The following is a 25,321-nucleotide window of genomic DNA, read 5'->3' on the forward strand; positions in this document are numbered from 1 at the left end:
GCCCTTCTTTTCAAGGGGGAGTCGCCGCCCTGCCTTACCCAGGCAACCGGATGCACCTCCCAGGCCCCTCGCAAGACTCCTCTTCCCGTCATGACTTGAGAGTTGATTTATGGACGGTATTTTCCTGCAGCAAATGATCAACGGCCTGACCCTCGGCTCGGTCTATGGCCTGATCGCCATCGGCTACACCATGGTTTACGGCATCATCGGCATGATCAACTTCGCCCACGGCGAGGTGTACATGGTCTCTGCCTACCTCGCCGCCATCGCCATCGCGGTACTCGGCTTCTTCGGCGTGCACTCCTTCCCGCTGGTGATTCTCGGGACCCTCATATTCACCATTGTGGTGACCGGCGTTTACGGGTTCGCCATCGAGCGCATCGCCTACAAACCGCTGCGCAACTCGACCCGCCTGGCACCGCTGATCTCGGCGATCGGCATGTCGCTGATCCTGCAGAACTACGTGCAGCTCAGCCAGGGCGCGCGTCAGCAAGGCATCCCGACCATGCTCGAAGGCAGCCTGCGGCTGCACGTCGGCGAAGGGTTCGTGATGATCACCTACACCAAGCTGTTCATCATCGCCGCCGCCATTGCCGGCATGCTGGCGCTGACCTTCATCATCCAGCGCACGCGCCTCGGACGCATGTGCCGGGCGACCCAGCAGGACCGCAAGATGGCGCAGATCCTCGGCATCAACACCGACCGGGTGATCTCCTACGTATTCGTCATCGGCGCGTCCATGGGTGCCCTGGCCGGCGTGCTGATCACCCTGAACTACGGCACCTTCGACTTCTATGCCGGCTTCATCATCGGCATCAAGGCGTTCACCGCCGCGGTGCTCGGCGGCATCGGCTCGCTGCCCGGCGCGATGCTCGGCGGGCTGATCCTCGGCGTGGCCGAGGCGCAGTTCTCCGGCATGGTCAACACCGACTACAAGGACGTGTTCAGCTTCTCGCTGCTGGTACTGATCCTGATCTTCCGACCGCAAGGGCTCCTGGGTCGTCCCCAGGTGACTAAGGTGTGATGCCCGTGAGCACTTCTTCCATCGATATCAAGAAAAGCCTGATCGACAGCGTGATGGCCGGGCTGATCGCCCTCATCGTGTTCGGTCCGATCGTCGGGGTAGTCCTCCAGGGCTACGATTTCAACCTGCAGTTCGACCGTGTCGGCTGGATGGTGCTGGTGGTCATGGTCGGCCGCTTCGCCCTCAGCCTGTTCCTGCAGACCCCGCGCGGCGCCGTGGTGCTGCAGAGCTTCGAGAGCCCGGCGGGCGGTGTCGGCGTATTGCCGCCGGACTACAAGTCGCGGCTGCGCTGGATCCTCCCGGTGCTGGTACTGCTGGCGGTGGCGTTTCCGTTCTTCGCCAACAAGTACCTGCTCACCGTGGTCATCCTCGGCCTGATCTACGTGCTGCTTGGCCTCGGCCTGAACATCGTGGTCGGCTTGGCCGGCCTGCTCGACCTGGGCTTCGTCGGCTTCTACGCCATCGGCGCCTATGGCCTGGCGATGGGCTACGAGTACCTCGGCCTGGGCTTCTGGAGCATGCTGCCGCTGTCGGCGATCCTCGCCGCGTTCGCCGGCATGTTGCTCGGCTTCCCGGTGTTGCGGATGCACGGCGACTACCTGGCGATCGTCACGCTCGGCTTCGGCGAGATCATCCGCCTGATCCTCAACAACTGGCTGGCGGTGACCGGCGGCCCGAACGGCATGAGCGCTCCAGCGCCGACCTTCTTCGGCCTCGAGTTCGCCCGCCGCGCGAAGGATGGCGGCACGCCGTTCCACGAGTTCTTCGGCATCGCCTACGATCCGAACCTGAAGTTCCTGTTCACCTACGCCGTGCTGTTCCTGGTCGTGCTGCTGGTGCTCTACATCAAGCATCGCCTCACCCGCATGCCGGTCGGGCGTGCCTGGGAAGCGCTGCGCGAAGACGAGATCGCCTGCCGCGCGATGGGCCTCAACCACGTGCTGGTTAAACTCTCGGCGTTCATGCTCGGCGCTTCCACCGCCGGTATCGCCGGGGTGTTCTTCGCCACCTACCAGGGCTTCGTCAACCCGGCCTCGTTCACCTTCTTCGAGTCGGCGCTGATCCTCGCCATCGTCGTCCTCGGCGGCATGGGATCGACCATCGGGGTGGTGATCGCCGCCTTCGTGCTGACCGTCGCCCCCGAGTTGCTGCGCAGCTTCGCGGACTACCGCGTGCTGCTGTTCGGCATCCTCATGGTGGTGATGATGATCTGGAAACCACGCGGCCTGATTCGCATCAACCGCATCGGCATAGCCCCACGCAAAGGAGTGGCGCCATGAGCGACGTCATTCTCTCCGTCGACTCGCTGATGATGCACTTCGGTGGCATCAAGGCGCTGAACGACGTGAATTTCTCCGTCAAGCGGCATTCGATTTCCGCGCTGATCGGCCCCAACGGTGCCGGCAAGACCACCGTGTTCAACTGCCTCACCGGCTTCTACTCGGCCACGGGCGGGAAGATCCTGCTCAACGCCCAGGGCAAGCAGACCGACGTGATCAAGGTGCTCGGCGAGCCCTTCGCGGCGGACGACTTCGTCAAGCCGGCGCAGTTCGGTTCGCGGGTCTGGTACAAGATGTTCGGCGGCACCCACCTGGTGAACCGCGCCGGCCTGGCGCGGACCTTCCAGAACATTCGCCTGTTCAAGGAAATGACCGTCCTGGAAAACCTGCTGGTGGCGCAGCACATGCTCGCCAACCGCAACATGTTCGCCGGCATCTTCAACACGCCCGGCTACCGCAAGGCCGAAAGCAAGCTGCTCGACACCGCGTTCTACTGGCTGGAAGTGGTCGACTTGGTGGAGCACGCCAACCGTCTCGCCGGCGAGCTTTCCTATGGCCAGCAGCGCCGCCTGGAAATCGCCCGGGCGATGTGCACGGCACCGGAACTGATCTGCCTGGACGAACCCGCCGCCGGCCTCAACCCCGCGGAAACAGAGGCACTTGCCGGGATGATCCGCCTGCTGCGCGATGAGCACGGCATCACCGTGCTGCTGATCGAGCACGACATGGGCATGGTCATGAGCATCTCCGACCACATCGTGGTGCTCGACCACGGGCTGGTCATCGCCCAGGGCGGGCCTGACGACATCAAGAACGATCCGAAGGTGATTGCCGCCTACCTCGGCGCGGAAGAGGAGGAAGTGGCATGAGTTCGCCGATGCTGGAGTTCAAGGACGTCAACGTCTTCTACGGGCAGATCCATGCCCTCAAGGGCGTGAGCATGCACATCAACGAGGGCGAGACGGTCAGCCTGATCGGCGCCAACGGCGCCGGCAAGTCGACCCTGCTGATGTCGATCTTCGGCCAGCCGCGGGCGAAGAGCGGGCAGATCCTCTATCAGGGCACCGATATCAGCAAGAAGTCGGCGCACTACGTCGCCTCCAACGGCATCGCGCAGTCGCCGGAAGGTCGCCGCGTGTTCCCCGACATGAGCGTGGAGGAGAACCTGCTGATGGGCACCATCCCCATCGGCGCCAAGTTCGCTGACGAGGACATGCAGCGCATGTTCGAGTTGTTCCCGCGCCTCAAGGAGCGCCGCAATCAGCGCGCCATGACCATGTCCGGCGGCGAGCAGCAGATGCTCGCCATCGCCCGTGCGCTGATGAGCCGACCCAGGTTGCTGCTGCTCGACGAGCCGTCGCTCGGCCTGGCACCGATCGTGGTGAAGCAGATCTTCTCGACCCTGCGTGAACTGGCGCAGACCGGCATGACCATCTTCTTGGTGGAGCAGAACGCCAACCACGCACTGCGTCTCTCCGACCGCGCCTACGTGATGGTCACCGGGCAGATCCGCATGTCCGGCACCGGTCAGGAACTGCTGACCAACCCCGAAGTGCGCGAAGCCTACCTCGGCGGTCACTGAGTAATACCCTTTCGCCCGGAGTGGGATGCGAGCCTGGCTCGTTTCCCGCTCCGGGCTTTTTATTGCCCGGGGAAACCTTCCCGGTGCTGCAGACCGGCAGAGTCACTGCCTTGGAGTTGTTCAGCGAAACTGTGGAGCGAGCTGTGCATAACGTGGTGGCAGAGTGCTGCGGGCCACTGCCTGCGCGGCTTCCAGAGGTTTGCTCGGAATTTGACCGACTGGATGAATTCCAAGGGAAAACAGTCAGTTATTGAAGACCTTGGCGCTCGGCGAAGCGTCGGGGAGTTGTCCCCAGGAGCTGTGGATAGTCTTGTGAATAAGGAGGGGGCGGCCGCCGCGACCAGCCTGGGGACGCGGCTTTCAGGGAACTGTGCGTTTTTTGTGCTGTCGCGGGGATTTCCACGTCTTGCTTGTCGCGATCAGCTGGCAGCCTTCACCGGGCTGGCCTCGCGCACGGTCATCGATTCGGCCAGCAGCGCGGCGGCCTCGCGCAGGCGCGGCACGCAATCGAGCAGGTCGTTAAGGCTCTTGCGCGCGGTGGGCGCATGGCAGGCCAGCGCCGCGACGCAGTGACCGGCGGCATCGGTAATGGGCACCGCCACGGCGGCCATGCCACGGACGAACTCCTCGCTGTCGATGCCCACGCCGCGCGCCTTGATCCGTTCCAGCTCGGTCTCCAGAAGGGCCGCGTCGGTGAGGGTGCGGTCGGTCTGCCGGGTCAGCGGCAGGTGCGCGAGCATCCGCTGGCGTTGGCTGGCGCTCATGCTCGCCAGGTACAGCTTGCCGCTGGCGGTGCAGTGCAACGGCACATGGGTGCCGGGCTCGACATGCAGGCGAAGGGGCTCGCGGGTTTCCACGCGGTCGATGTAGAGCACCTGGTTGCCGTCCAGCGCGGTCAGGTTGCAGGTTTCACCCAGCTCGGCGACCAGTTCCTCGAGGATCAGCCGATGGCGCTGCAGCACCGCCTGGTTACGCAGCGCATGCAGGCCCAGTTGCCGGGCGTGGGGGCCGGGCAGGTAGGTCTTTTCGTCCAGTTCGCGGATCAGGTAACCGTGGCGCTCCAGTGCGGTGAGCATGCGCAGCAGGGTCGCCTTGGGTGCCTGCAGGCGGTCGCTGAGTTGCGCCAGGGTCACCGGCTCGCTGGCGCAGACCACGGCCTCGAGCGCGATCAGGGCGCGCAGGCTGCGGTCACCGTTGCCCAGGGCTTCGCTATCCATCGCCTCTACATTCTTTTTTGAATCTTTTCGTTCCATTTTCTGGTTACCTGTTCCGGCCGGCAAATGGTCTTCTTTAACTTCGTTACTGATTTATAAAGGCTTTCTGCGGGATTTGGAAATTCTGCCGGCGGTGGCCTCATGGGAGAAAGACTTCTGGTTCCATGAAAGTGGTCCGTAATGTTTTAATTTTCAAGCGTTGTTCGGATTTATGAAATATAAAAACAAGAGGATTCCCGAATGTCACGCGCCTACGACTATGTCGTTGTCGGCGCCGGTTCTGCCGGTTGTGTACTGGCGAACCGGTTGAGCGAGAACGGTCGATACAGCGTCTGCCTCCTGGAGGCCGGGCCGCCGGACCGCTACCTGTGGATCCACATTCCCATCGGTTATGCCAAGACGATGTTCCACCCCGTGTACAACTGGGGTTTCTACACCGACCCCGACCCGGGCATGCACGACCGCAAGATCTACTGGCCGCGCGGTCGCGGCTTCGGCGGCTGCAGCTCGGTCAACGGGCTGATCTACATCCGCGGGCAGAAGGCCGACTACGACGCCTGGGCCGCCGCCGGCAACGAGGGCTGGAGCTGGGACCAGGTGCTGCCGTACTTCCGCCGCGCCGAACACAACGACCTCGGCGCCGGGCCTACCCGCGGCACCGAGGGGCCGCTCTGGGCCTCCAGCATCAAGGCCCGTCATCCGCTCACCGAAGCCTTCATCGGCGCCGCCAACGGGCTCGGTGTGCCACGGGTCGACGATTTCAACACTGGCGATCAGGAGGGCGTCGGCTACTACCAGCTGACCACCCGCAACGGCCTGCGTTGCAGCACCTCGGTGGCCTACCTGCGCCCAGCCATGGGCCGGCCGAACCTGACGGTGGAATCCAACGCGCACGCCGAGAAGGTGCTGTTCGAAGGCACCCGTGCTGTGGGTGTGCAGTACCGTCAGGGCGGTCGCTCGCTGAGCGTGCGCGCCAACCGCGAGGTGATTCTCAGCGCCGGCGCGCTGCAGTCGCCGCAGTTGCTGCAACTGTCGGGCGTCGGCCCGCGCGAACTGCTGCAGCAGTTCGGTATCCCGCTGGTGCATGCGCTGCCGGGTGTCGGCGAAAATCTGCAGGATCATCTGCAGATCCGCCTGATGTACGAGTGCACCCAGCCGATCACCACCAACGACGACCTCAACTCGCTCGTGCGCAAGATGCGCATGGGCATGCAATGGCTGCTGACCCGCACCGGCCCGCTGGCGATCGGCATCAATCAGGGCGGGCTGTTCACCAATGTCCATTCGCCTGACGGGTTGCCGGATATCCAGTATCACTTCGGCACCCTCAGCGCGGACTCAGCCGGAGGCAGCGTGCACCCGTTCTCTGGGTTCACCATGTCGGTCTGCCAGTTGCGTCCGCAGAGCCGCGGCTACGTGCGGATCAAGTCTGCTGACCCGATGGACGCGCCGTCCATGCAGCCCAACTACCTGTCCGCCGAACTGGACCGGCAGACCGCCATCGCCGGCGTCCGCTACACCCGCAAGCTGGCCGAAACCGAGCCGCTGAAGAGCCTGATCCGCCGCGAGTACCGGCCCGGTGCGGCGTGCGAGAGCGACGCCGAAATTCTCGAATTCTGCCGTGAATACGGCGCCTCGATCTTCCATCCGTCCGGCACTTGCAAGATGGGCAACGACCCGCTGGCGGTGGTGGATCAGCGCCTGCGTGTTCATGGTGTGCAGGGGCTGCGGGTGGTGGACTGTTCGATCATGCCGACCCTGGTTTCCGGCAACACCAACGTGCCGGTGGTCATGATCGCGGAAAAGGCCTCGGAGATGATCCTCGAAGAGGCGAACCAGCCCTCGCTCAGCCAGCGAGTCCCATTGACTTCGACGCGTGCAGAACTAGAAGCCCAGGCATCCTGACCGACCTCCACGTGACGGACCTGCCAACCGCGCCCTGCGGGGCGCCAGCGGAGCCTGTCGCTTAGCAAAACAAAAATAGGAGCACTGCCATGTCATCGCAAAACTCGTTACGCAAGGTCGTAACCGCCAGCGTCATCGGCGCCACCATCGAGTGGTACGACTTCTTCCTCTACGGCGTAGTCGCCGGCATCGTCTTCAACAAGCTGTATTTCCCCTCGGACGATCCGCTGGTGTCGACCATGCTCGCCTACGGCACCTTCGCCGTCGGCTTCGTCACCCGGCCGCTGGGCGGCGTGATCTTCGGCCACTTCGGCGACAAGATCGGGCGCAAGAGCATGCTGGTGATGACCATGATGATCATGGGCGTCGCCACCTTCCTCATCGGTCTGGTACCGACCTACGACACCATTGGCGTCTGGGCGCCGATCCTGCTGCTGTTGCTGCGCGTGTTCCAGGGCATCGGACTGGGCGGCGAGTGGGGCGGCGCGGTGCTGATGGCGTTCGAGTACGCGCCGGAGAAAAAGCGCGGCTTCTACGCCAGCCTGCCGCAGGTCGGCCTGGCCATCGGGCTGTGTCTGGCCTCTGGCGTGGTCGGGTTCCTATCCTACGCGCTCAGCGACCAACAATTCCTCGACTGGGGCTGGCGCGCGGCCTTCCTGCTCAGCGCGGTGCTGGTGTTCCTCGGCACCTGGATTCGCCTGAACGTGATGGAGACGCCGGAGTTCGCCAAGGTCAAGCAGGAGAACGCCGAGGCCAGCATTCCCTTCATCGACATGATCAAGCGCTATCCGAAGAACGTGCTGGCCGGCATGGGCGCGCGCTACATCGACGGCGTGTTCTTCAACGTGTTCGGCGTGTTCTCCCTGAGCTACTTGACGCAGACGCTCAACCTGCCCCGTTCGGAAGCGCTGATCGGGGTGATGGTGGCCGCGGTGGTGATGTGCTTCACCATCCCGCTGTTCGGCGCGCTGTCCGATCGCATCGGCCGAACCCGGGTGTACCTGTGGGGCTCGCTGATCACCGGCATCTCGGCTTTCCCGGCGTTCTGGCTGATGACCACCAGCGGTGGCGACATGTTCACCATCTGGCTGGCCATCGTGATCCCGTTCGGCATCTTCTACGCCTCGGTCTACGGGCCGGAAGCGGCGATGTTCTGCGAACTGTTCGATGCCAAGGTGCGCTACACCGGGATCTCTTTCGTCTATCAGTTCTCCGGCATCTTTGCCAGCGGCCTGACCCCGATGATCGCCACCGCGCTGATGCGCAGCAGCGGCGGGCAACCTTGGAGTACCTGCTGGTACGTGCTCGGCGTCGGCGTGATCAGCGCCTACTCGGCCTGGTGGATCGGTCGGCATGCGAAGAAACAGGGCAAGGAAAAGCAGGCCTCGGCCGGTAGCGCTAACCCGGCGCGCGCCATGCCGTAACCACTCGAAACGGCCCGGCCAGCGTCTTCGCGAGGAGACGCTGGCTTTGCTTCGTGTGGTGGATCAGCGCGGAAAACGACGAGCCCCTCCGGGCATGAAGCCCGGTGGGGCGAGGAGGCGACTATCTCAGTCTCAGTAGAACAGACCGCCCAGTGGCGACGAGGCGTCGCCCAGCGAACGCCGGGGCATGCGCCCGGCCAGGTAACCCTCGCGCCCGGCCTGCACCGCCTTGCGCATCGCCGCGGCCATCAGCAGCGGATCGCGGGCCTTGGCGATGGCGGTGTTCATCAGCACGCCGGCGCAGCCCAGTTCCATGGCGAAGGTGGCATCCGAGGGTGTGCCGACGCCGGCGTCGACGATCACCGGAACCCGGGCGTTCTCCACGATCAGGCCGATGTTGTAAGGGTTGCGGATTCCCAGCCCGGAGCCGATGGGCGCGCCCAGCGGCATGATCGCGACGCAGCCGAGGTCTTCGAGCTTGCGCGCGGCGAGCGGGTCGTCGCTGGTGTAGACCATCACCTGGAACCCCTCGCGAACCAGCGTTTCGGCGGCCTTGAGGGTTTCGCCGATGTCCGGGTAGAGCGTCCTCGGGTCGCCCAGCACTTCCAGCTTGACCAGGTCGTGGCCGTCCAGCAGTTCGCGGGCGAGCAGGCAGGTGCGCACCGCATCCTCGGCGGTGTAGCAGCCGGCGGTGTTCGGCAGCAGGGTGTAGCGCTCGGGCGGGATCACCTCGAGCAGGTTCGGTTGCGCGGCGTCCTGGCCGAGGTTGCTGCGGCGCACCGCGAAGGTGACCATCTCGGCGCCGCTGGCCTCGACGGCGGCGCGGGTCTGCTCCAGGTCGGCGTAATGCCCGGTGCCGACCAGCAGGCGCGAAGTGAAGATGTGACCGTGGACGATCAGGCAGTCCGGCGGGGATGTGGCGACGTTCATGGCAGCTCCTTGTGCGGCGGCGTGGCGCGACCGGAGTCAGCCGCCGCCGATGGCGTGGACCAGTTCCAGGCGATCGCCGTCGGCGAGTACGCATGCCCCGTGCTGGCTGCGCGGGATCACCCAGCCATTAAGTTCCGCCGCCACCCGGCGCTGCTGCAGGTCGAGCCTTTGCAGCAGTTCGCCGAGGGTGCAGGGCTGGGGCAGGCGGTGCGCCTCGCCGTTTATATGAAGCTCGATCATGCGGCCTGGCCGGTCGGTTGTGTCCGCCACCAGCTTGCCCGGCCGCTCGCGGCGCCATGCAGGGCCAACGATTTGCTCTCGTTGGTGCCAGCGCGGCGGCGTCATCGCGGAGGCGTGCACGCGTCGATCCGCCGGTCCGACAACAACAATTAGAACGCGAGGTCGTGATGCTGCAACTGTTCCATTTGTCCCCGGAAAAGGCCGCCAGCCTGCAGCAGCAGCTGCGCGAGCAGATCGCCCGGGCGATCCTCAACGGCAATATGCCGCTGGAAAAACCGCTGCCTTCCAGCCGCAAGCTGGCCAAGCAACTGAACATCGCGCGCAACACGGTGGTGCTGACCTACGAGCACCTGCTCGACGACGGCTACCTACTGGCGCGCGAGCGCAGCGGCTACTACGTCAACCCGGCGATCCTCTCGCGCCAGCCCGCCGCGCCGCGCGTCGAGCAGGCGCCGCGCACGCAGGATGCGCCGGACTGGTCGAGGCATTTCGTGCTCAATCCGTCCGCCCAGCGCAACAAGATCAAGCCGCGCGACTGGCAGAACTTTCCCTATCCGTTCATCTACGGGCAGTTCGACCCGGCGCTGTTTCCCACCGCCAACTGGCGCGAGTGCTGCCGCGACGCCGTCAGCGTACCGGCGATCCGCGACTGGGCCAGCGACCGCCTCGACAACGACGACCCGCTGCTGATGGAGCAAATCCGCACCCGCCTGCTTCCGCGGCGCGGCGTCTGGGCGCGGCCCGAGCAGATTCTGGTGACCGTCGGCGCGCAGCAGGCGCTGTACATCCTCGCCCGCCTGCTGCTGGACAAGGACCGCTGCCTCGGCATAGAGGACCCCGGCTACATGGACGTGCGCAACATCGCGCTGCTCAACCCCTCGCGCGTGCTGCCGTTGCCGGTGGACGAGCACGGGCTGATCATCGACGACCGCCTGGCCGCCTGCGATTGCGTGTACGTGACGCCCAGCCACCAGTGCCCGACCACCGTGACCATGCCGCTGGAGCGGCGCTACGAATTGCTGGAGCGGGCACACCGGCATGATTTCCTGATCATCGAGGACGACTACGAAAGCGAGACCAACTACCGCAGCAACCCGACGCCGGCGCTCAAGAGCCTCGACCGCAACGAGCGGGTGATCTACACCGGCAGCCTGTCGAAGACCCTCGCGCCGGGGCTGCGCGTCGGTTACCTGGTCGGCCCGGAAGCGCTGATTCGCGAGGCGCGCGCGCTGCGCCGGCTGATGGTGCGGCACCCGGCGGCGAACAACCAGCGCTCGGTGGCGCTGTTCCTCGAACGCGGCTACCACGACGCGCTGATGATGACGCTCATGCAGGCCTACGAGGAGCGCTCGCAGGCGATGCACGCGGCGCTCGACGAGTTTCTTCCCGAGTCGTCGCAGCAGCCCGCCTTCGGCGGCTCCTGCTACTGGGTGAAGGGGCCGGACAACCTGGATGCCCGCGTGCTGCGCCAGCTCGCCGCCGAGCGCGGCGTGCTGATCGAGCCCGGCGACATCCATTTCCACAGCGAGAACGCGCCGCAGAATTTCTTCCGGCTCGGCTATTCGTCGATTCCGGTGGAGCGCATCCGGCCGGGCATCGAGATTCTCGCCGAACTGATCCAGGGGCTGTGCTCATGACGCCCTGGTACGACGATTTCCTGCCGACTGGTCCCATCGCCGCAGGCCGCGGCAGAGCGGCTGGCGTAACGCATGGCAGGGAACTGGCCCTATGGCGGCGGGGCGCGCAGCTCCTAGTCTTGGTCCAGGTTCGCGCGGCCTCGCCCACGAGGCGGTCGCGACGGATGTCAGCCACAAGAACAACAAGGGGCGAGGCGCAGATGCCGGCGAAAACCCGATCCGTGAACACCCATCACGCCCGCCAGGCCGTCGCGCGACCCGCGCGGATGGCGTCGTCGTCCCCGCTCTCCCTTCCCGCGGCGCGCGAGTCGCTGCACGCAACCAACCGATAAGGAACAATACATGGCACGCATGACTCCCAGCGAGGCGCTCGTCGAAACGATGGTCGCCAACGGCGTCACCGACATCTTCGGCATCATGGGCTCGGCCTTCATGGACGCGATGGACATCTTCGCGCCAGCCGGCATCCGCTTCATTCCGGTGGTCCACGAGCAGGGCGCCGGGCACATGGCCGACGGCTATTCGCGCGTCAGCGGCCGCCACGGCGTATGCATCGCGCAGAACGGGCCGGGCATCACCAACTTCGTCACCGCCATCGCCGCCGCCTACTGGGCGCACAGCCCGGTGGTGGTGATCACCCCGGAAACCGGCTCGATGAGCCAGGGCCTCGGCGGCTTCCAGGAAGCCCAGCAACTGCCGTTCTTCGAGACCATCACCAAGTACCAGGGCCATGTCGCCAACCCGGCGCGGATGGCCGAACTGACCGCGCGCTGCTTCGACCGCGCGATGCTGGAAAACGGCCCGACCCAGCTGAACATCCCGCGCGACTTCTTCTACGGCGACATCAACGTCGAGATTCCCAAGCCGATCCGCATCGAGCGCAGCGCCGGCGGCGAGCAGAGCCTGGCCGAAGCCGCGGCGATGCTGGCGCAGGCGAAGAACCCGGTGATCATCTCCGGCGGCGGCGTGGTGATGGGCGACGCGGTGGAGGAGTGCAAGGCGCTGGCCGAATTCCTCGGTGCGCCGGTGGTGAACAGCTACCTGCACAACGACTCGTTCCCGGCCAGCCACCCGCTGTGGTGCGGTCCGCTCGGCTACCAGGGCTCCAAGGCCGGGATGAAGCTGATTTCCCGCGCCGATGTGGTGGTCGCGCTGGGCACCCGTCTCGGCCCATTCGGCACGCTGCCGCAACACGGCATGGATTACTGGCCGAAGAATGCCAAGATCATTCAGATCGACTGCGACCCGACCATGCTCGGCCTGGTGAAGAAGATTTCCGTGGGCATCTGCGGCGATGCCAAGGCCGCCGCCGTCAGCCTGCACGAACGCCTCAAGGCGCTGGACGTGGCCTGCCTGCAGACCAAGGGCGCGCGTGCCGAAGAAATCGCCGCGGAGAAATCCGCCTGGGAAGCGGAACTCGACGAATGGGTCCACGAGAAGGACGAATACTCGCTGGACATGATCAAGGAGCAGGAGGGCGAGGAGGGCAGCTACCTGCACCCGCGCCAGGTCCTGCGCGAGCTGGAGAAGGCGATGCCGGCCGATGCCATGGTCTCCACCGACATCGGCAACATCAACTCGGTCTCCAACAGCTACCTGCGCTTCGAGAAGCCGCGTTCGTTCTTCGCCGCCATGAGCTTCGGCAACTGCGGCTACGCGCTGCCGACCATCATCGGCGCCAAGGTCGCCGCGCCGCACCGCACCGCCATTTCCTACGCCGGCGACGGCGCTTGGGGCATGTCGATGATGGAAATCATGACCTGCGTGCGGGAGAACATTCCGGTCACCTCGATCGTCTTCCACAACCGCCAGTGGGGCGCGGAGAAGAAGAATCAGGTGGACTTCTACAACCGCCGCTTCGTCGCCGGCGATCTGGAGAACCAGAGCTTCGCCGAGATCGCCCGGGCGATGGGCGCCGAAGGCGTCACCGTCGACCGTCTGGAAGACGTAGGTCCGGCGCTGAAGGCCGCCTGCGCCGCGCAGAAGGACGGCAAGACCACGGTGATCGAGATCATGTGTACCCGCGAGCTGGGCGATCCGTTCCGCCGCGATGCGCTGTCCAAGCCGGTGCGCTACCTCGACAAGTACAAGGACTACTGCTGATCGTGTAAGGCTTCGGCCCGCTGCCGTCCGGCTGCGGGCCGGCATCCTCCTTGCCCGGGAGGCCTGGAACGGCACGCGCTGCACGTGTGTCGCTCCACTGATCCGAGTTCCTGCACCGTCGTTCGACGGTACAGGCCGGCGCCGTGGCGCCACATCCCGAATCTTTCTACCGGAGAGCCTTCATGCTCAGCACGATTCCCCGTGAATGCCCGCCGTTCCTGCTCGAACGCGCCAAGCGCCTGCCCAGGGTGGTCACCGCGGTGGTCAATCCGGTCAATGAACTGAGCCTGTCCAGCGCGCGCCAGGCCTGCGACGAAGGGCTGATCGAACCGATCCTGGTTGGCGACGACGCCGCCATCCGCGCGCTGGCCGAGCGCATCGGCTGGGATCTGCATGGCATCCGCCTGCTGCAGGCCGACGACGACGCGCAGAGCGCGCAGATCAGCGCGATGCTCGCCGGTCGCGGCGAAGCGGACGCGCTGATGAAGGGCCACTTGCACACCGACGTATTGCTGCGCGCGGTGCTCAAGCGCGAGGCCGGGCTGCGCACCCAGAGTCGCTTGAGCCACGTCTTCCACATGACGCTGCCGGGCAACGACCGCGCGCTGTGCATCACCGATGCGGTGATCAACGTGCAGCCGACGCTGATCGACAAGCTGCACATCGCGCGCAATGCCATCGAGTTGATGCACGCGCTGGGTTACGCCAAGCCGCGCATGGCGATCCTCTCCGGCACCGAGGAGGTCACCGCCGCCATGCCGTCCAGCGTAGACGCCGCCGAACTGGTCAAGCTGGCGGCCATCGGCGCCCTCGGCGGCGCGCATATCGAAGGACCGCTGGCGTTCGACAACGCCGTGTCGGTGGAAGCCGCGCAGATCAAGGGCATCACCGGGGAGGTGGCGGGTAACGCCGACATCCTGCTGGTGCCGAACCTCGAGGCCGGCAACTTCCTCTTCAAGCAGATGGTGTACTTCATGGGCGCCACGGCGGCCGGACTGGTGCTCGGTGCACGGGTGCCGATCATGATCACCTCGCGTGCCGACCCGCTGGAGGCGCGCCTGGCCTCCTGCGCGCTGGCCTCGATCTTCATCGACCATCAGCGCGGCCGGCTCCACGAGCGGGCCAGCTGAGCGAACACCTGGAGGAACAGTGCATGCTGCAACAACGCTATGGATTCATCGTCAAGACGCCCGACATGGACTTCCTCGCCCATCAGGGGCGCCTGAAATCGGAGCAGTTCGAAATCGCCGTATGCGCGGTGCGGACCGTCGAGGAGGCGGTCATGGTTGCCCAAGAGCTGCTCACCCGGCATGTGCAGGTGATCGAGCTGTCCGGCGGCTTCGATATGCGGGACGCCGAGCAGGTTCGCCAGGCGCTGCAGGGGCGGGCGAGGGTGGGGCTGGTGCAGTATCTGGATGCGCCGCCGTTGAGTGCCGTCGGCTAACGAGCAGCTCTTGCTATATGAAAACGGGAAAGTCGCTCAGGCAACTTTCCCGTTTCTGCATCTGTAGGTGCGATTAAGTTCAATACGCTGATCGCCGCGACTCGATAGTTTGCGCGATAAGTGCTGCGCTGCTCCGAAGTTACCTGGAGCCGCCCTTGCGACCGGCTTCAGACGCCCGATCACGGTTGTTGGCGAAGTTGCCACCACTGTTCTGTCCGCCCTTGCGCCCGGCGGCTGCCGCTTTTTCGCGGTCATTGGCGAAGTTGCCAGGATTCGAATGAGCCATGCTGCACTCCTTCATCGATTGAGGGGTTTCCGGTGGTTCCGTCCGCCTAGTTCGAGCCGCCTTTGCGACCGGCTCGGGAAGCGCGTTCCCGGTCGTTGGCGAAGTTGCCACCGCTGTTGCGGCCGCCCTTGCGGCCCGCTTCGGCGGCCTTCTCGCGGTTGTTGGCGAAGTTTCCGGGGTTGCTGTGCGGGGTAGCCATAAAGGGTTTTCCTCCGTCGCTAGTACGCTGATTCAAGAATCATTACCATCGGCTTGCACTTTTTCTGAGACCGCTTTCGCCAACTAGTTCGGCGTTCAGTCGCATATCCATGGAACACTGACGAATGGTTTTCCATGAATTAATCAGGGGTGGCTTTTTGCAATTATCTGTTGGCGCACAGTTGCATTTTATGTTGTCTCGACGATGGAGCACGATGCTCGATTGATCGCTCCGCGTTGAACTTCGACGCAACTTTCGAGTGTGTTTTTCGATACACCGCTTCGTTTGAATGCCTGCACTAGAGCCTCCCGAATAGGTGTACTTTGGTGGCAATAACTGGCGCAGAATCATTTTGCGCGTTAACGTTATCGCCGTCGAACGGAGGACTCCGCCATGTCCAGGACCGATGCCTGCGAGGAACTGAAGCTGGATAACCAGCTGTGCTTCGCGCTCTATTCCACCTCGCTGCTGATGACCAAGATCTACAAGCCGCTGCTGCAGGCGGTAGGGCTGACCTACCCGCAGTACCTGGCGATGCTGGTGCTGTGGGAGGGCGATGGCATCACCGTCGGCGATCTCAGCGCTCGACTGCTGACCGACCCCGGCTCGGTGACGCCCTTGCTCAAGCGCCTGGAAGGCATCGGGCTGATCACGCGCACCCGCAGCAGCAGCGACGAGCGCGTGGTCGAACTGCATGTCACGGAAGCGGGTTGGGCGCTGCGCAAGCAGGCCGAGGCGTTCCCGCTCTGCATCGTCGAGGCCAGCGGCCAGAGCGTGGAGGAACTGGTCGCGCTGAAGGACCAGTTGGTCACCTTGCGAAGCCATTTCCGAAACGTCCTCTGACCCGCCGCCGGCGGGTTTTTTCTGTCTGGGCAAATTTTTCGACAAATAACTTGCGCGCAAAATAAATGCGAGCTAACTTAATTCCACGGATCTGATTTGCGCTACAGAGCAGGAGTACCCCGGTTGCTCGCGCCCGTCCGTCTACCGCGACGCCAACGGGCGCCTGCACCTGACCCCACTCTTGAAAAGGAAATACACCATGTCGATCGAAAACGTTCTCTACCGTGCTTATGCCGATGCCACCGGTGGCCGTGATGGCCGCGCCGTCTCTTCCGATGGCGTGCTCGACGTCAGCCTGGCCACGCCCAAGGAGCTCGGTGGCTCCGGCGGCCAGGGCACCAACCCCGAGCAGCTGTTCGCTGCCGGCTACTCGGCCTGCTTCCTGGGTGCGCTGAAGTTCGTCGCCGCCCGCGACAAGCACGCGCTGTCGCCCGACACCTGGATCGAAGGCGTGGTCGGCATCGGCGCGATTCCCACCGGCTTCGGCATCGAGGTCGAGCTGAAGATCACCCTGCCGGGGCTGGAACGTGCGGAGGCCGAGGAACTGGTGCAGAAGGCGCACATCGTCTGCCCTTACTCGAACGCGACCCGTGGCAACATCGACGTGACCCTCACGCTGGTCTGAGCCCGTCTCGCTGCGGTAACGACAAAAGCCGCCACGGAAGCCTTCCGTGGCGGCTTTTTTTTCGCCTGCGATTCGTCAGGCCGAGGTGCGCAGGCGCGCCAGGTCGCGCAGCGGCGGGGCACCGAACTGGCGGCTGTATTCGCGGCTGAACTGCGAGGCGCTCTCGTAGCCCACGCGGTAGCCGGCGGCCGAAGCGTCCAGCCCTTCGGTGATCATCAGGCGCCGGGCTTCCTGCAGGCGCAGCTGCTTCTGGTACTGCAGCGGGCTCATCGCGGTGACCGACTTGAAGCGGTGATGCAGCGTCGACGAGCTGAGGTTGACCACCTGTGCCAGGTCGTCGATGCGCAGCGGCTTGTGATAGTGCTGGTTGAGCCACTCGATGGCGCGGGCGATGCGGTGGGCCTGGCTGTCGACGATGGCGATTTCCTGCAGGCGCGCGCCCTGCGGGCTGCGCAGCAGGCGGTAGTAGATCTCGCGGATGATCAGCGGCGCCAGCGTCGGCGCGTCCGCCGGTGTTTCCAGCAGGCGCAGCAGACGCGACATCGCATCCAGCAGCGACGAGTCGACACGCTCGACGAACAATCCGCGGCTGCTTTGCGAGCGGGGCGGCTGCGGAATGCCGGTTTCGGCGATCAGCTCGGTGATCTGCGCCAGGTCCAGCGAAAGTCGCACGCAGAGGTAGGGCTCCTGCGGCGACGCCTCGATCACCCGTCCGGAAATCGGCAGGGAAACGGACGCGATCAGGTAATGCAGCGGGTCGTAGAAATAGATCTCCTCCCCCAGGCAGGCCTGCTTGCGGCCCTGGGCGATCAGGCAAAGACAGGGTTCATAGAGGGCCGGCGTGGAATGCTCGGTCGGCTGGTCGCCGCGGATCAGGTCGAGCTTGGAAATTCCGGTGGTGTGGACGCCTTCGCCGGGTACATGGCGCATTACCAGGTCGGCTAGCTCGGTGCGGCGGGTTTCGATCTCCAGCGGCAAGGGCGAATTGGAGGAGTGGGGCAGCGACATGTTCGAACCTCCCGAAGGGCTTTTCGCAAGCTTATCCCGCGCGTTCGCGCGCGTCTGCCCGACGCCGCTCGGGCGGCAGAAACGGACAACCAATGAGCAGGATCAGGCAATCGGGGGCGCCCAGGCATTTATCCGGCGCCAAAGCCCGATGGCGAACGTCAGGCGGACGCGCTGACAGTTTCAGGCAATAAACCAGCAGGAATCGACTACCCGCCGGCGCTTGCCGGGGCCTAGGCTTCACACCAAGGCTGTCTCCCGGTTCAGGTCATAGGCTATCGAGCCGGTGCCGGCCTTCCTCTCGCCTCGTTCCAGCGATGCCGCCCAGGTGTCGCGCCCGGCACCCGCCCGGCCTATCGACAACAAAGCCCTATCGCCCTCATCGGGAGGACCGCAGCATGTTCGACCAGACCGTTACCCAGTTGGCCCTCATCCGTTCCCGTCGCGGACGCTCGGATGAGCTGGGCGCCCAGCTCTCGACGCTGCTCCAGCCCGCGCACGCGGCGCCGGGTTGCCTGCACTGCGCGGTGCAGCGCGACGCCGGGGACACAGACCTGTGGCTGGTCCACGCCGTGTGGTCGTCGCGCGATGCGCTGATGAGCTACCTCGGCTCGCCGCAGGCGCAGGTGTTCTCGACGATCATCGACAATTGCAGTGCGCGCGAGCTGGAATTGCGCACGCTGGAAGGCACTTTCGCAGCGCAGGAAGCGGCCCAGCGCTGCGCGGCCTGAGGCCGTCGAAAGACCAGCGGGAGCAGGTTTCGGCGAATGAATGTTCTCCTCCGGGTCGTCGTATGACAGGATACCGGCGCCAATTAATAGAGCGCCGTGGTTTTCCCGATGTCGACCTCTTCCTCCTTGCCAGGCGAGTCCGCTTTTACCGCTGCAAATTCGCGTCGCGCCCGACGATCGCTGCTCTGGATTTCCGCTCTGCTGCTGGCGCTGTTCGTCGCCGCCGGTATCGCCCTGATCACCATCGCTCGCAGTCAGAATCAGGCGGCGAACGAGCAGGGCCTCTTCTATGTGAAGAAGGCGCTGGATAATCGCAAGAAGCGCCTGCAGGCGTCGGTGATGGACAACGCCTTCTGGGGTGATGCCTATCGCAACCTCCATGTGAAACTCGACCTCGACTGGGCTTACACCCGGCAGAACCTGGGCCCGACGCTGTTCGACGACCAGGGCTGCGAAGCGCTGTTCGTCGTTGACGCCTATGGCAGAACCTCTTACGCGGTGATCGACGGCAAGCTGCGACGGTCGCTGGATGCCGGCCAATGGTTGCAGCAGGACCTGTCCGACCTGGTGGCAGCCGCGCGCGAAAGCGCCGAGCTGGGCGAGAGCGCCAGCCGCTACCTGCGCGTCGATGGGCGTCCGACGCTGGTCGCCGCGGCGGCCCTGACCATCGGTGGCGACCCGGAGGTCGCCGAAGTGCCGGGGCCGGCCTCGGTGCTGTTGTTCGTCGACACCCTCAGCGACGGCGAACTGCAGGTGCTGGGCGACGACTACGGCATCCATGGGCTGCGCCTGGCCCGGGATGCAGCGGACGGACAGGCCCAGCCGAACCTGGCACTGCCGGTGCAGGATGGCGCGCTGCAGCTGCGCTGGGAAGCCACCGAGCCGGGCCATTACCTTCTTTCGCTGGTGCTGCCGCTGCTGGTGAGCGCCGGTCTGCTGATCGTCGGCCTGACGGTGGTCGCATTGCGCCGCTCGCTCGTCGCGGCGCGGGCGATGGAACTCAGCTACGCCAGCCTGCAGGCAGGGCGCGCGGCGCTGGCCGACAGCGAGGAGCGCTTCCGCCAGGTCGCCGAAGCGGCCTCCGACTGGATCTGGGAAATCGACGACGAGCATCGCCTGACCTACTTGTCCGAGCGTTTCGAAGAGGTCAGCGGGCATTCCCGCGAAGCCTGGCTCGGGCGCCCGATCGACGAGTTGCTGACCAGCGCGGCCGGTTCGGTTTCCGCCTGGCTCGACGGTCACACACCGCGTCCGGGCAGCCGCAGCGTCCTGCAATGCGAATACGTCGCCGGCGACGGACTGGAGCGCGCCTGTTCCCTCTCGCTGCGGCGGATTTCCGGAAGCGCCGGCTATCGCGGCACCGCGGCCGATATCACCGAGGAGATCCAGGCGCGGGCGCGCATCGAGCATCTGTCGCAGCACGACGCGCTGACCGGCCTGCCGAACCGCCGCCGCATGCAGGAATTCCTCGATGGCAAGTTGCAGGCTTCGCCGACCCGTGAGCATCCGCTGGTGATGCTCAGCGTCGACCTGGACCGCTTCAAGCCGGTTAACGATGCGCTCGGCCACGCCGCCGGCGACCGCGTTCTCAACGAGGTCTCGGCCCGTCTGCGCCAGTGCCTGCGCGAGGGCGATCTGGTCGCTCGCCTGGGGGGCGACGAGTTCACCCTGATCGTCACCGGCATCTCTTCCCAGTACGAGGTCGAACGGCTGTGCCGGCGGCTGCTCGCGCGCATCCAGCAACCCTTCATGATCGACGACAACGAGGTGTTCATCGGTGCCAGCATCGGCATCGCGCTGGCGCCCGCCGACGGCACCCAGGCCGAAGAGCTGCTGCGTTACGCCGACATCGCCCTCTACGAGGCCAAGGAAGCCGGGCGCGACACCTGGCGCTTCTATGCCAGCGGCATGAACGAGCGGGTCGTCGAGCGCCGCTTGCTGGAGCAGGACCTGCGCCACGCGCTGCGCGATGGCGAGCTGCGGCTGGAGTTCCAGCCGCGCTACCGGGTCGATGGGCAACGCATCGCCGGTGCCGAGGCGCTGGTGCGCTGGCAGCATCCGCAGCGCGGACGGCTGGCGCCCGACGTGTTCATCCCGCTCGCCGAGGAGACCGGGCTGATCGTTCCCCTCAGCGACTGGGTGTTGCGCACCGCCTGCCTGGAGGCACGCTCCTGGCCGAGCACGGCCTTCGTGTCGGTCAACCTGTCGCCCATCGAGTTCAAGCGTGGCGAGGTGGTCGAACGGGTCCGCGCGGTGCTCGAGGAAACCGGCTTCCCGCCTGGTCAACTGGAGCTCGAGCTGACCGAAAGCGTGATGCTCGACGATGCCGAGGGCGCGCTGCAGACCATGCTGCAGCTCAAGGCCCTGGGCGTGCGGCTGTCGATGGACGACTTCGGCACCGGTTATTCGTCGCTCAGCTACCTGCGCGCGTTCCCCTTCGACGGGCTGAAGATCGACCGCAGCTTCATGAGCGACCTCTCCGACTCGGAGGACAGCCTGGCGATCATTCAGGCGATCGTCGGCCTGGGCAAGGCGCTGACCCTGACGGTGACGGCCGAGGGCGTGGAAACGGCCGATCAGTTGAACCTTCTGCTGCAGGTGGAGTGCGAGGAGGCGCAGGGCTTCTATCTGGGCCGGCCGATGGTGGCGGAGGCGTTCCGCGAGGCCCTGCGCAGCAACCCCTGAAACGAAAACTGCCCGCGCGATTCTCATCGCGCGGGCAGTCCGGATACGGCCACCCGCCGGGCGGGTGGAAGCGTCAGGCGCTTAGAAGTTCACCTTGGCGATCACGCTGAAGGTGTTCTGGTCGGTCTTGCCGACGAAGTTGTCGCTGACGAAGCCGCCGTCCTTGATGCCGTACTTGTCGCTCCAGTAGTCGTATTCGATACCGACATAGACTTTCTTCTCGCCCATGTTGAGGGCCTTGCCCAGGTCGTACTTGATCTGCGGGTTGATGTGCAGGTTCTTGGACACGTAATCGCCCTTGGATTCCGAGCCCTTGGAGTTCACCACCCAGTCGATGAAGCCGTCGATCAGGATGTCCGAGTCGCCGACCGGCAGGGTGTAGGACCAGGCCGGGGTGATCTGCCACTGGCCGGACGGAACACCGGTGATACCGTCGGGTTTGCGGTAGTAGAAGTTCAGCTGGAAGTAATCGAAACCAGGGATGGCCAGGTCGAAGCCCGGGCCGAGCAGGTAGTTGCGATTACGGTTCTCGCCACGCTCGTAGGTGGCGGCCAGCAGCACGTCGGTGACCGGGCCGAAGGAGAAGGTATTGCCGCTCAGCTTGCTGTAGGAGAGACGCGGCGAGAATTCGCCGTAGTACGTGCTGTTGCCCTGACCGCTGTCCGCCTCACCGTTGTAGTTGATCCAGTCGACGAACATGAACATATCGCCCCAGGTCCAACCGCTGGCGTGTTCGAAAGTCACCGTCTGCTGAATGCCCGGGTTGACCTTGTAGTCATGGCCATTCAGATAGGTGAGGCTGTTTCCCTGCCAGAGCAGCGGGCCGTCGGCCATGGCCTGGCCTGCGGCGAGAAGTCCGCCTGCAACGATCAGAGAGGTAAGGGTACGTTTCATCGGTGTTGGCTCCCGGTGCAAAAATTATCGATCTAATAACCTGTCCGTTCAGTCAGGCTTGAGGCGATTTAGCAAGAACGAAGCCAAGAGCCGTCCTGTTTCTCGCCCGTCCGCTAAAGAATCCGTTCGGAACAGCCTGTTCTATTTTTAAGTCCCTATTTTCCAAGGATAAACAGCAGATAGCCAGTATTCCTGCGATACCCTCCCGGCAGCCGAGGAAATCAGTAGGTGCGCGGTTTTCTGACCGTGAGGACAAGTTCTGCTTTAATTTGGGGCGGCCGTCCGGCCGAGACGGCAGCCTTGGGGCGCCGCAGCGTGCAGGCGGCGTTGCAAAGGCACCGCAACGGTTCATTTCGGCACGACGAACGTAGGTGTCGGGCTGCTCTATAGTTTCGTCACACCCCTTACGCGACCTCGCGCCCATCGCTGCGCATCAACCGTCTGGTCTTTCCGATGAGTTCCACCACCACGTTCCCCGGCATGAACCAACCGGTTCGCGGCATCCTGCTGATCTGCTTCGCGGTGATGCTGTTCTCCAGCCACGACGCCGTTTCCAAATACCTGGCCGGTTTCTACCCGATCGTCATGGTGGTCTGGGCGCGATACGTGGTGCACACGCTGCTGATGCTGGTGGTGTTCGTGCCGCGCAGCGGGTTGCTGGTGATCCGCACCAAGCGGCCGGGGCTACAGGCGGCGCGGGCGCTGTGCCTGATCGGCTGCTCGCTGCTGTTCACCGCCGGGCTGCACTACCTGCCGCTGGCCGAAGCGACGGCGGTCAACTTCCTCGCGCCGTTGCTGGTCACCGCGCTGTCGGTGCCGCTGCTCAAGGAACAGGTCAGCCGCGGGCAATGGGCGGCGGTGATCTGCGGCTTCGTCGGCGTGCTGATCATCATCCGCCCCGGCGGCGCGCTGTTCACGCCCGCGGTGCTGCTGCCGCTGGGCTCGGCGTTCTGCTTCGGCTTCTATCAGCTGATCACCCGGCGCCTCTCGGAAACCGACAGTCCGACCACCAGCAACTTCCTCACCGGCCTGCTCAACAGCCTGCTGATGAGCGCGGCGCTGCCGTTCTTCTGGCAGACGCCGCAGCTTGGCCACGCGCTGCTGATGATCGCGCTCGGCGCCTGCGGGATGGGCGGCCACCTGCTGATGACGCAGGCGTTTCGCCACGCCGCGCCGGCGATGCTGGCGCCGTTCAGCTACCTGCAGATCGTTTTCGCCGGGTTGATCGGCATGCTGTTCTTCGGCCACACCCCGGATACCGGGGCGATGCTCGGTATCCTGGTGATCTGTCTCAGCGGGCTGGCCGCCGCCTGGCGCCACCGCCGCTGAGCGGCGCCTTCCACTCGCGGCATCCGCTGCAACTAATGGCGCGCCCCGCCAGTCACTCCTGACAGGAGCTTTTTTTTCGTCCGCGCCTTCCCCGGCGCGGCGGTTCCATCCTGTCGAGGAGGCATCATGAGCAAGACGGTCGGCGATCACCTGCTGGAACGCCTGGGCGAATGGGGCATCGAGCGGATCTTCGGTTACCCCGGAGACGGCATCAACGGCATCATGGGCGCCATGGGCCGGCACGCCGAGGACTTCGACTACGTGCGCGTGCGCCACGAGGAAATGTCCGCCTTCATGGCCGGCGCCCACGCCAAGTTCACCGGCCAGGTGGGTGTCTGCCTCGCCACCTCCGGGCCCGGCGCCATCCATTTGCTCAACGGGTTGTACGACGCCAAGCTCGATCACATGCCGGTGCTCGCCATCGTCGGCCAGCAGGCGTCCACCTCGCTGGGCAGCGACTACCAGCAGGAAACCGACCTGCACACCCTGTTCAAGGACGTGTCCGCCTACGTCGAGACCGTGGTCACTCCGGCGCAGCTGCGCCATGTGCTGGACCGCGCATTGCGCGTGGCGATGGCCGAGAAGTCCGTCGCCACGGTGATCATCCCCAACGACGTGCAACAGATGCCGGCGGTGGAGTCGCCGCCGCACAAGCATGCCAACGTGCTCTCCGGCGTCGGCTTCATCGAGCCGCGGCCCTATGCGCGCGACGCCGACCTGCAGGCGGCGGCGGACATTCTCAACGCCGGGGAGAAGGTCGCGATCCTCGCCGGGGCCGGTGCGCTGGGTGCGCGCGACGAACTGATCGCGGTCGCCCAGGCGTTGTCCGCCGGGGTCGCCAAGGCGCTGCTGGGCAAGGCGGCGCTGCCCGACGACCTGCCCTGGGTCACCGGATCCATCGGCCTGCTCGGCACCCGCGCCAGCTACCAGTTGATGAAGGAGTGCGACACCCTGCTGATCGTCGGCTCGACCTTCCCCTACGCCGAGTTCCTGCCCAGGGAAGGCCAGGCGCGCGCGGTGCAGATCGACCTGCACGCGCGCAACATCAGCATGCGCTACCCGATCGAGCAGGCGCTGCTCGGCGACTCGGCGGAAACCCTGGCGCGCCTGCTGCCGCTTCTACAGCCCAAGGCCCACGGCGCGTGGCGCAAGAGCGTCGAGCGCAGCGTCGCCGAATCCTGGGCGGAGCTGGAGGACAAGGCGATGCAGGATTCCGATCCGCTGAACCCGCAGCGGGTGTTCTGGGAGATGTCCGCGCAGTTGCCGGACGACGCCATCCTCTGTGGCGACAGCGGCTCGCACACCAACTGGTACGCCCGCGACGTGCGCCTGCGCGGCAACATGATGGGCTCGCTGTCCGGCAAGCTGGCCAGCATGGGCAGCGGCGTGCCCTACGCCATCGCGGCGAAGATGGCGCACCCGCAACGTCCGGTGATCGCCATGGTCGGCGACGGCGCGATGCAGATGAACGGCAACGCCGAGTTGGTCACCGTGCAGCAGTACTGGAAGCGCTGGAGCAACCCGACCTTCATCGTGCTGGTGCTGAACAACGGTGACCTCAACCAGGTGACCTGGGAACAGCGCGCCATCGGCGGCGATCCGAAGTTCGCCCCGGCGCAGGACGTGATCGACTTCCCCTACGCGCGCTATGCCGAGATGCTCGGTTTCAGGGGGATTCGCGTGGACTCCCCGGAGGCCGTCGCCGATGCCTGGCGCGAGGCCTTCGCCGCCGACCGGCCGGTGCTCATCGAGTTCGTCGCCGATCCCAATGTGCCGCCGTTGCCGCCGCACATCGAATTCGAGCAGGCTAGGCACTTCCTCGGCGCACTGCGCAGCGATCCGGATCGCTGGGCGATGATCAAGCAGAGCGCCAGGCAGATCCTGAAATGACCGCTCGGCGCCGCGCCGGAACCGATGGCGACGGGGCGCGGCCCCAATCAG

The 25,321-nt window shown here is 65.2% G+C and carries 21 protein-coding genes and 2 pseudogenes; 16 read left to right on the plus strand and 7 right to left on the minus strand.

The window, feature by feature from the left end; all coding sequences use genetic code 11:
• Positions 1-109: 109 nt before the first annotated feature.
• From QMX85_RS15465 to QMX85_RS15480, 4 genes are read left to right on the plus strand one after another with little or no spacing between them, the layout of a single operon-like run.
• On the plus strand, positions 110-1,024 hold the full coding sequence (locus QMX85_RS15465; protein WP_090223793.1) for a branched-chain amino acid ABC transporter permease LivH: 915 nt from the start codon (positions 110-112) through the stop codon (positions 1,022-1,024).
• Entirely contained in the window at positions 1,024-2,304 is a 1,281-nt protein-coding gene (gene livM / locus QMX85_RS15470; RefSeq protein ID WP_282342299.1) for a high-affinity branched-chain amino acid ABC transporter permease LivM, read from the plus strand. The genes QMX85_RS15465 and livM overlap by 1 nt, the downstream gene beginning before the upstream one ends.
• The gene (locus QMX85_RS15475; protein WP_273229068.1) at positions 2,301-3,173 is read left to right on the plus strand and encodes an ATP-binding cassette domain-containing protein; all 873 of its coding nucleotides are present in this window, start codon (positions 2,301-2,303) and stop codon (positions 3,171-3,173) included. Before livM ends, QMX85_RS15475 begins: the two co-directional genes overlap by 4 nt.
• Positions 3,170-3,886, plus strand: coding sequence for an ABC transporter ATP-binding protein (locus QMX85_RS15480; protein ID WP_282342302.1), 717 nt, complete (start codon positions 3,170-3,172; stop codon positions 3,884-3,886). Before QMX85_RS15475 ends, QMX85_RS15480 begins: the two co-directional genes overlap by 4 nt.
• A 419-nt stretch (positions 3,887-4,305) precedes the next feature.
• Here QMX85_RS15480 and QMX85_RS15485 read toward each other — a convergent pair whose 3' ends face one another.
• Positions 4,306-5,103, minus strand: a complete 798-nt coding sequence (locus QMX85_RS15485) for an IclR family transcriptional regulator (protein ID WP_282342304.1) — start codon at positions 5,101-5,103, stop codon at positions 4,306-4,308.
• Positions 5,104-5,340: 237 nt separating this feature from the next.
• Between QMX85_RS15485 and QMX85_RS15490 the strand changes: the two genes are divergently transcribed.
• Both QMX85_RS15490 and QMX85_RS15495 read left to right on the plus strand, forming a co-directional pair.
• Positions 5,341-7,005, plus strand: coding sequence for a choline dehydrogenase (locus QMX85_RS15490; protein WP_282342306.1), 1,665 nt, complete (start codon positions 5,341-5,343; stop codon positions 7,003-7,005).
• A gap of 89 nt (positions 7,006-7,094) precedes the next feature.
• Complete coding sequence (locus tag QMX85_RS15495) at positions 7,095-8,429, plus strand: MFS transporter (protein WP_282342308.1); 1,335 nt, start codon at positions 7,095-7,097, stop codon at positions 8,427-8,429.
• A gap of 132 nt (positions 8,430-8,561) precedes the next feature.
• Here the strand turns inward: QMX85_RS15495 and QMX85_RS15500 are convergent, their stop codons facing one another.
• Together QMX85_RS15500 and thiS are read right to left on the minus strand one after the other, a co-directional pair.
• Positions 8,562-9,359, minus strand: a complete 798-nt coding sequence (locus QMX85_RS15500; protein ID WP_282342310.1) for a thiazole synthase — start codon at positions 9,357-9,359, stop codon at positions 8,562-8,564.
• Between the two features lie 36 nt (positions 9,360-9,395).
• Positions 9,396-9,596, minus strand: coding sequence for a sulfur carrier protein ThiS (thiS, locus tag QMX85_RS15505; RefSeq protein ID WP_175534287.1), 201 nt, complete (start codon positions 9,594-9,596; stop codon positions 9,396-9,398).
• A gap of 170 nt (positions 9,597-9,766) precedes the next feature.
• Here thiS and QMX85_RS15510 point away from each other — a divergent pair, with 170 nt between their 5' ends.
• From QMX85_RS15510 to QMX85_RS15525, 4 genes are all read left to right on the plus strand, one after another.
• Positions 9,767-11,236: a PLP-dependent aminotransferase family protein gene (locus tag QMX85_RS15510; RefSeq protein WP_282342312.1), complete on the plus strand. Its 1,470-nt coding sequence runs from the start codon at positions 9,767-9,769 to the stop codon at positions 11,234-11,236.
• 342 nt (positions 11,237-11,578) lie between these two features.
• A complete protein-coding gene (gene xsc, locus QMX85_RS15515) occupies positions 11,579-13,339 on the plus strand; it encodes a sulfoacetaldehyde acetyltransferase (protein ID WP_090223778.1) in 1,761 nt (586 codons plus the stop codon).
• A 182-nt stretch (positions 13,340-13,521) separates the two neighbouring features.
• Positions 13,522-14,469, plus strand: coding sequence for a bifunctional enoyl-CoA hydratase/phosphate acetyltransferase (locus QMX85_RS15520; RefSeq protein WP_282342315.1), 948 nt, complete (start codon positions 13,522-13,524; stop codon positions 14,467-14,469).
• Between the two features lie 23 nt (positions 14,470-14,492).
• A complete protein-coding gene (locus QMX85_RS15525; protein ID WP_090223775.1) occupies positions 14,493-14,783 on the plus strand; it encodes a DUF6506 family protein in 291 nt (96 codons plus the stop codon).
• Positions 14,784-14,922: 139 nt separating this feature from the next.
• Here the strand turns inward: QMX85_RS15525 and QMX85_RS15530 are convergent.
• Together QMX85_RS15530 and QMX85_RS15535 are read right to left on the minus strand one after the other, a co-directional pair.
• Positions 14,923-15,057 (minus strand): annotated as a pseudogene (locus tag QMX85_RS15530) (general stress protein); the annotation flags it as partial.
• Between the two features lie 58 nt (positions 15,058-15,115).
• Positions 15,116-15,250: pseudogene (locus QMX85_RS15535) on the minus strand (general stress protein); the annotation flags it as partial.
• A gap of 411 nt (positions 15,251-15,661) precedes the next feature.
• Between QMX85_RS15535 and QMX85_RS15540 the strand changes: the two are divergent.
• Together QMX85_RS15540 and QMX85_RS15545 are read left to right on the plus strand one after the other, a co-directional pair.
• Entirely contained in the window at positions 15,662-16,111 is a 450-nt protein-coding gene (locus QMX85_RS15540; RefSeq protein WP_282342319.1) for a MarR family transcriptional regulator, read from the plus strand.
• A gap of 199 nt (positions 16,112-16,310) precedes the next feature.
• Positions 16,311-16,736: an organic hydroperoxide resistance protein gene (locus tag QMX85_RS15545; protein WP_282342321.1), complete on the plus strand. Its 426-nt coding sequence runs from the start codon at positions 16,311-16,313 to the stop codon at positions 16,734-16,736.
• 75 nt (positions 16,737-16,811) lie between these two features.
• On the opposite strand, the gene QMX85_RS15550 is transcribed toward QMX85_RS15545, so the two are convergent.
• The gene (locus QMX85_RS15550) at positions 16,812-17,744 is read right to left on the minus strand and encodes an AraC family transcriptional regulator (RefSeq protein ID WP_282342323.1); all 933 of its coding nucleotides are present in this window, start codon (positions 17,742-17,744) and stop codon (positions 16,812-16,814) included.
• 395 nt (positions 17,745-18,139) lie between these two features.
• Here QMX85_RS15550 and QMX85_RS15555 point away from each other — a divergent pair, with 395 nt between their 5' ends.
• Both QMX85_RS15555 and QMX85_RS15560 read left to right on the plus strand, forming a co-directional pair.
• Complete coding sequence (locus QMX85_RS15555; protein WP_282342325.1) at positions 18,140-18,472, plus strand: antibiotic biosynthesis monooxygenase family protein; 333 nt, start codon at positions 18,140-18,142, stop codon at positions 18,470-18,472.
• 108 nt (positions 18,473-18,580) lie between these two features.
• Positions 18,581-21,157, plus strand: coding sequence for an EAL domain-containing protein (locus QMX85_RS15560; RefSeq protein ID WP_282342327.1), 2,577 nt, complete (start codon positions 18,581-18,583; stop codon positions 21,155-21,157).
• An 81-nt stretch (positions 21,158-21,238) separates the two neighbouring features.
• On the opposite strand, the gene QMX85_RS15565 is transcribed toward QMX85_RS15560, so the two are convergent.
• Entirely contained in the window at positions 21,239-22,051 is an 813-nt protein-coding gene (locus QMX85_RS15565) for an outer membrane protein OmpK (RefSeq protein WP_282342329.1), read from the minus strand.
• Positions 22,052-22,504: 453 nt separating this feature from the next.
• On the opposite strand from QMX85_RS15565, the gene QMX85_RS15570 reads away from it, so the two are divergent.
• The gene (locus tag QMX85_RS15570) at positions 22,505-23,380 is read left to right on the plus strand and encodes a DMT family transporter (protein WP_282342331.1); all 876 of its coding nucleotides are present in this window, start codon (positions 22,505-22,507) and stop codon (positions 23,378-23,380) included.
• 126 nt (positions 23,381-23,506) lie between these two features.
• A complete protein-coding gene (locus QMX85_RS15575) occupies positions 23,507-25,270 on the plus strand; it encodes a thiamine pyrophosphate-requiring protein (protein WP_282342333.1) in 1,764 nt (587 codons plus the stop codon).
• Positions 25,271-25,321: the final 51 nt, after the last annotated feature.

It is taken from the genome of Pseudomonas sp. PS02288, assembly GCF_029959715.1.
In the GTDB taxonomy this organism is placed as follows: Bacteria; Pseudomonadota; Gammaproteobacteria; order Pseudomonadales; family Pseudomonadaceae; genus Pseudomonas_O; species Pseudomonas_O kuykendallii.

Excerpts from the sequence above, each read along its gene's own strand:
- QMX85_RS15545 (WP_282342321.1), top strand. The coding sequence starts at position 16,311 with ATGTCGATCGAAAACGTTCTCTACCGTGCTTATGCCGATGCCACCGGT.
- QMX85_RS15540 (WP_282342319.1), top strand. The coding sequence starts at position 15,662 with ATGTCCAGGACCGATGCCTGCGAGGAACTGAAGCTGGATAACCAGCTG.
- QMX85_RS15485 (WP_282342304.1), bottom strand. The coding sequence starts at position 5,103 with ATGGATAGCGAAGCCCTGGGCAACGGTGACCGCAGCCTGCGCGCCCTG.
- xsc (WP_090223778.1), top strand. The coding sequence starts at position 11,579 with ATGGCACGCATGACTCCCAGCGAGGCGCTCGTCGAAACGATGGTCGCC.
- QMX85_RS15480 (WP_282342302.1), top strand. The coding sequence starts at position 3,170 with ATGAGTTCGCCGATGCTGGAGTTCAAGGACGTCAACGTCTTCTACGGG.
- QMX85_RS15560 (WP_282342327.1), top strand. The coding sequence starts at position 18,581 with ATGTCGACCTCTTCCTCCTTGCCAGGCGAGTCCGCTTTTACCGCTGCA.
- QMX85_RS15575 (WP_282342333.1), top strand. The coding sequence starts at position 23,507 with ATGAGCAAGACGGTCGGCGATCACCTGCTGGAACGCCTGGGCGAATGG.
- QMX85_RS15565 (WP_282342329.1), bottom strand. The coding sequence starts at position 22,051 with ATGAAACGTACCCTTACCTCTCTGATCGTTGCAGGCGGACTTCTCGCC.
- QMX85_RS15510 (WP_282342312.1), top strand. The coding sequence starts at position 9,767 with ATGCTGCAACTGTTCCATTTGTCCCCGGAAAAGGCCGCCAGCCTGCAG.
- QMX85_RS15465 (WP_090223793.1), top strand. The coding sequence starts at position 110 with ATGGACGGTATTTTCCTGCAGCAAATGATCAACGGCCTGACCCTCGGC.
- QMX85_RS15495 (WP_282342308.1), top strand. The coding sequence starts at position 7,095 with ATGTCATCGCAAAACTCGTTACGCAAGGTCGTAACCGCCAGCGTCATC.
- QMX85_RS15500 (WP_282342310.1), bottom strand. The coding sequence starts at position 9,359 with ATGAACGTCGCCACATCCCCGCCGGACTGCCTGATCGTCCACGGTCAC.
- QMX85_RS15555 (WP_282342325.1), top strand. The coding sequence starts at position 18,140 with ATGTTCGACCAGACCGTTACCCAGTTGGCCCTCATCCGTTCCCGTCGC.
- QMX85_RS15490 (WP_282342306.1), top strand. The coding sequence starts at position 5,341 with ATGTCACGCGCCTACGACTATGTCGTTGTCGGCGCCGGTTCTGCCGGT.
- QMX85_RS15520 (WP_282342315.1), top strand. The coding sequence starts at position 13,522 with ATGCTCAGCACGATTCCCCGTGAATGCCCGCCGTTCCTGCTCGAACGC.
- QMX85_RS15525 (WP_090223775.1), top strand. The coding sequence starts at position 14,493 with ATGCTGCAACAACGCTATGGATTCATCGTCAAGACGCCCGACATGGAC.
- QMX85_RS15550 (WP_282342323.1), bottom strand. The coding sequence starts at position 17,744 with ATGTCGCTGCCCCACTCCTCCAATTCGCCCTTGCCGCTGGAGATCGAA.
- QMX85_RS15475 (WP_273229068.1), top strand. The coding sequence starts at position 2,301 with ATGAGCGACGTCATTCTCTCCGTCGACTCGCTGATGATGCACTTCGGT.
- livM (WP_282342299.1), top strand. The coding sequence starts at position 1,024 with ATGCCCGTGAGCACTTCTTCCATCGATATCAAGAAAAGCCTGATCGAC.
- QMX85_RS15570 (WP_282342331.1), top strand. The coding sequence starts at position 22,505 with ATGAGTTCCACCACCACGTTCCCCGGCATGAACCAACCGGTTCGCGGC.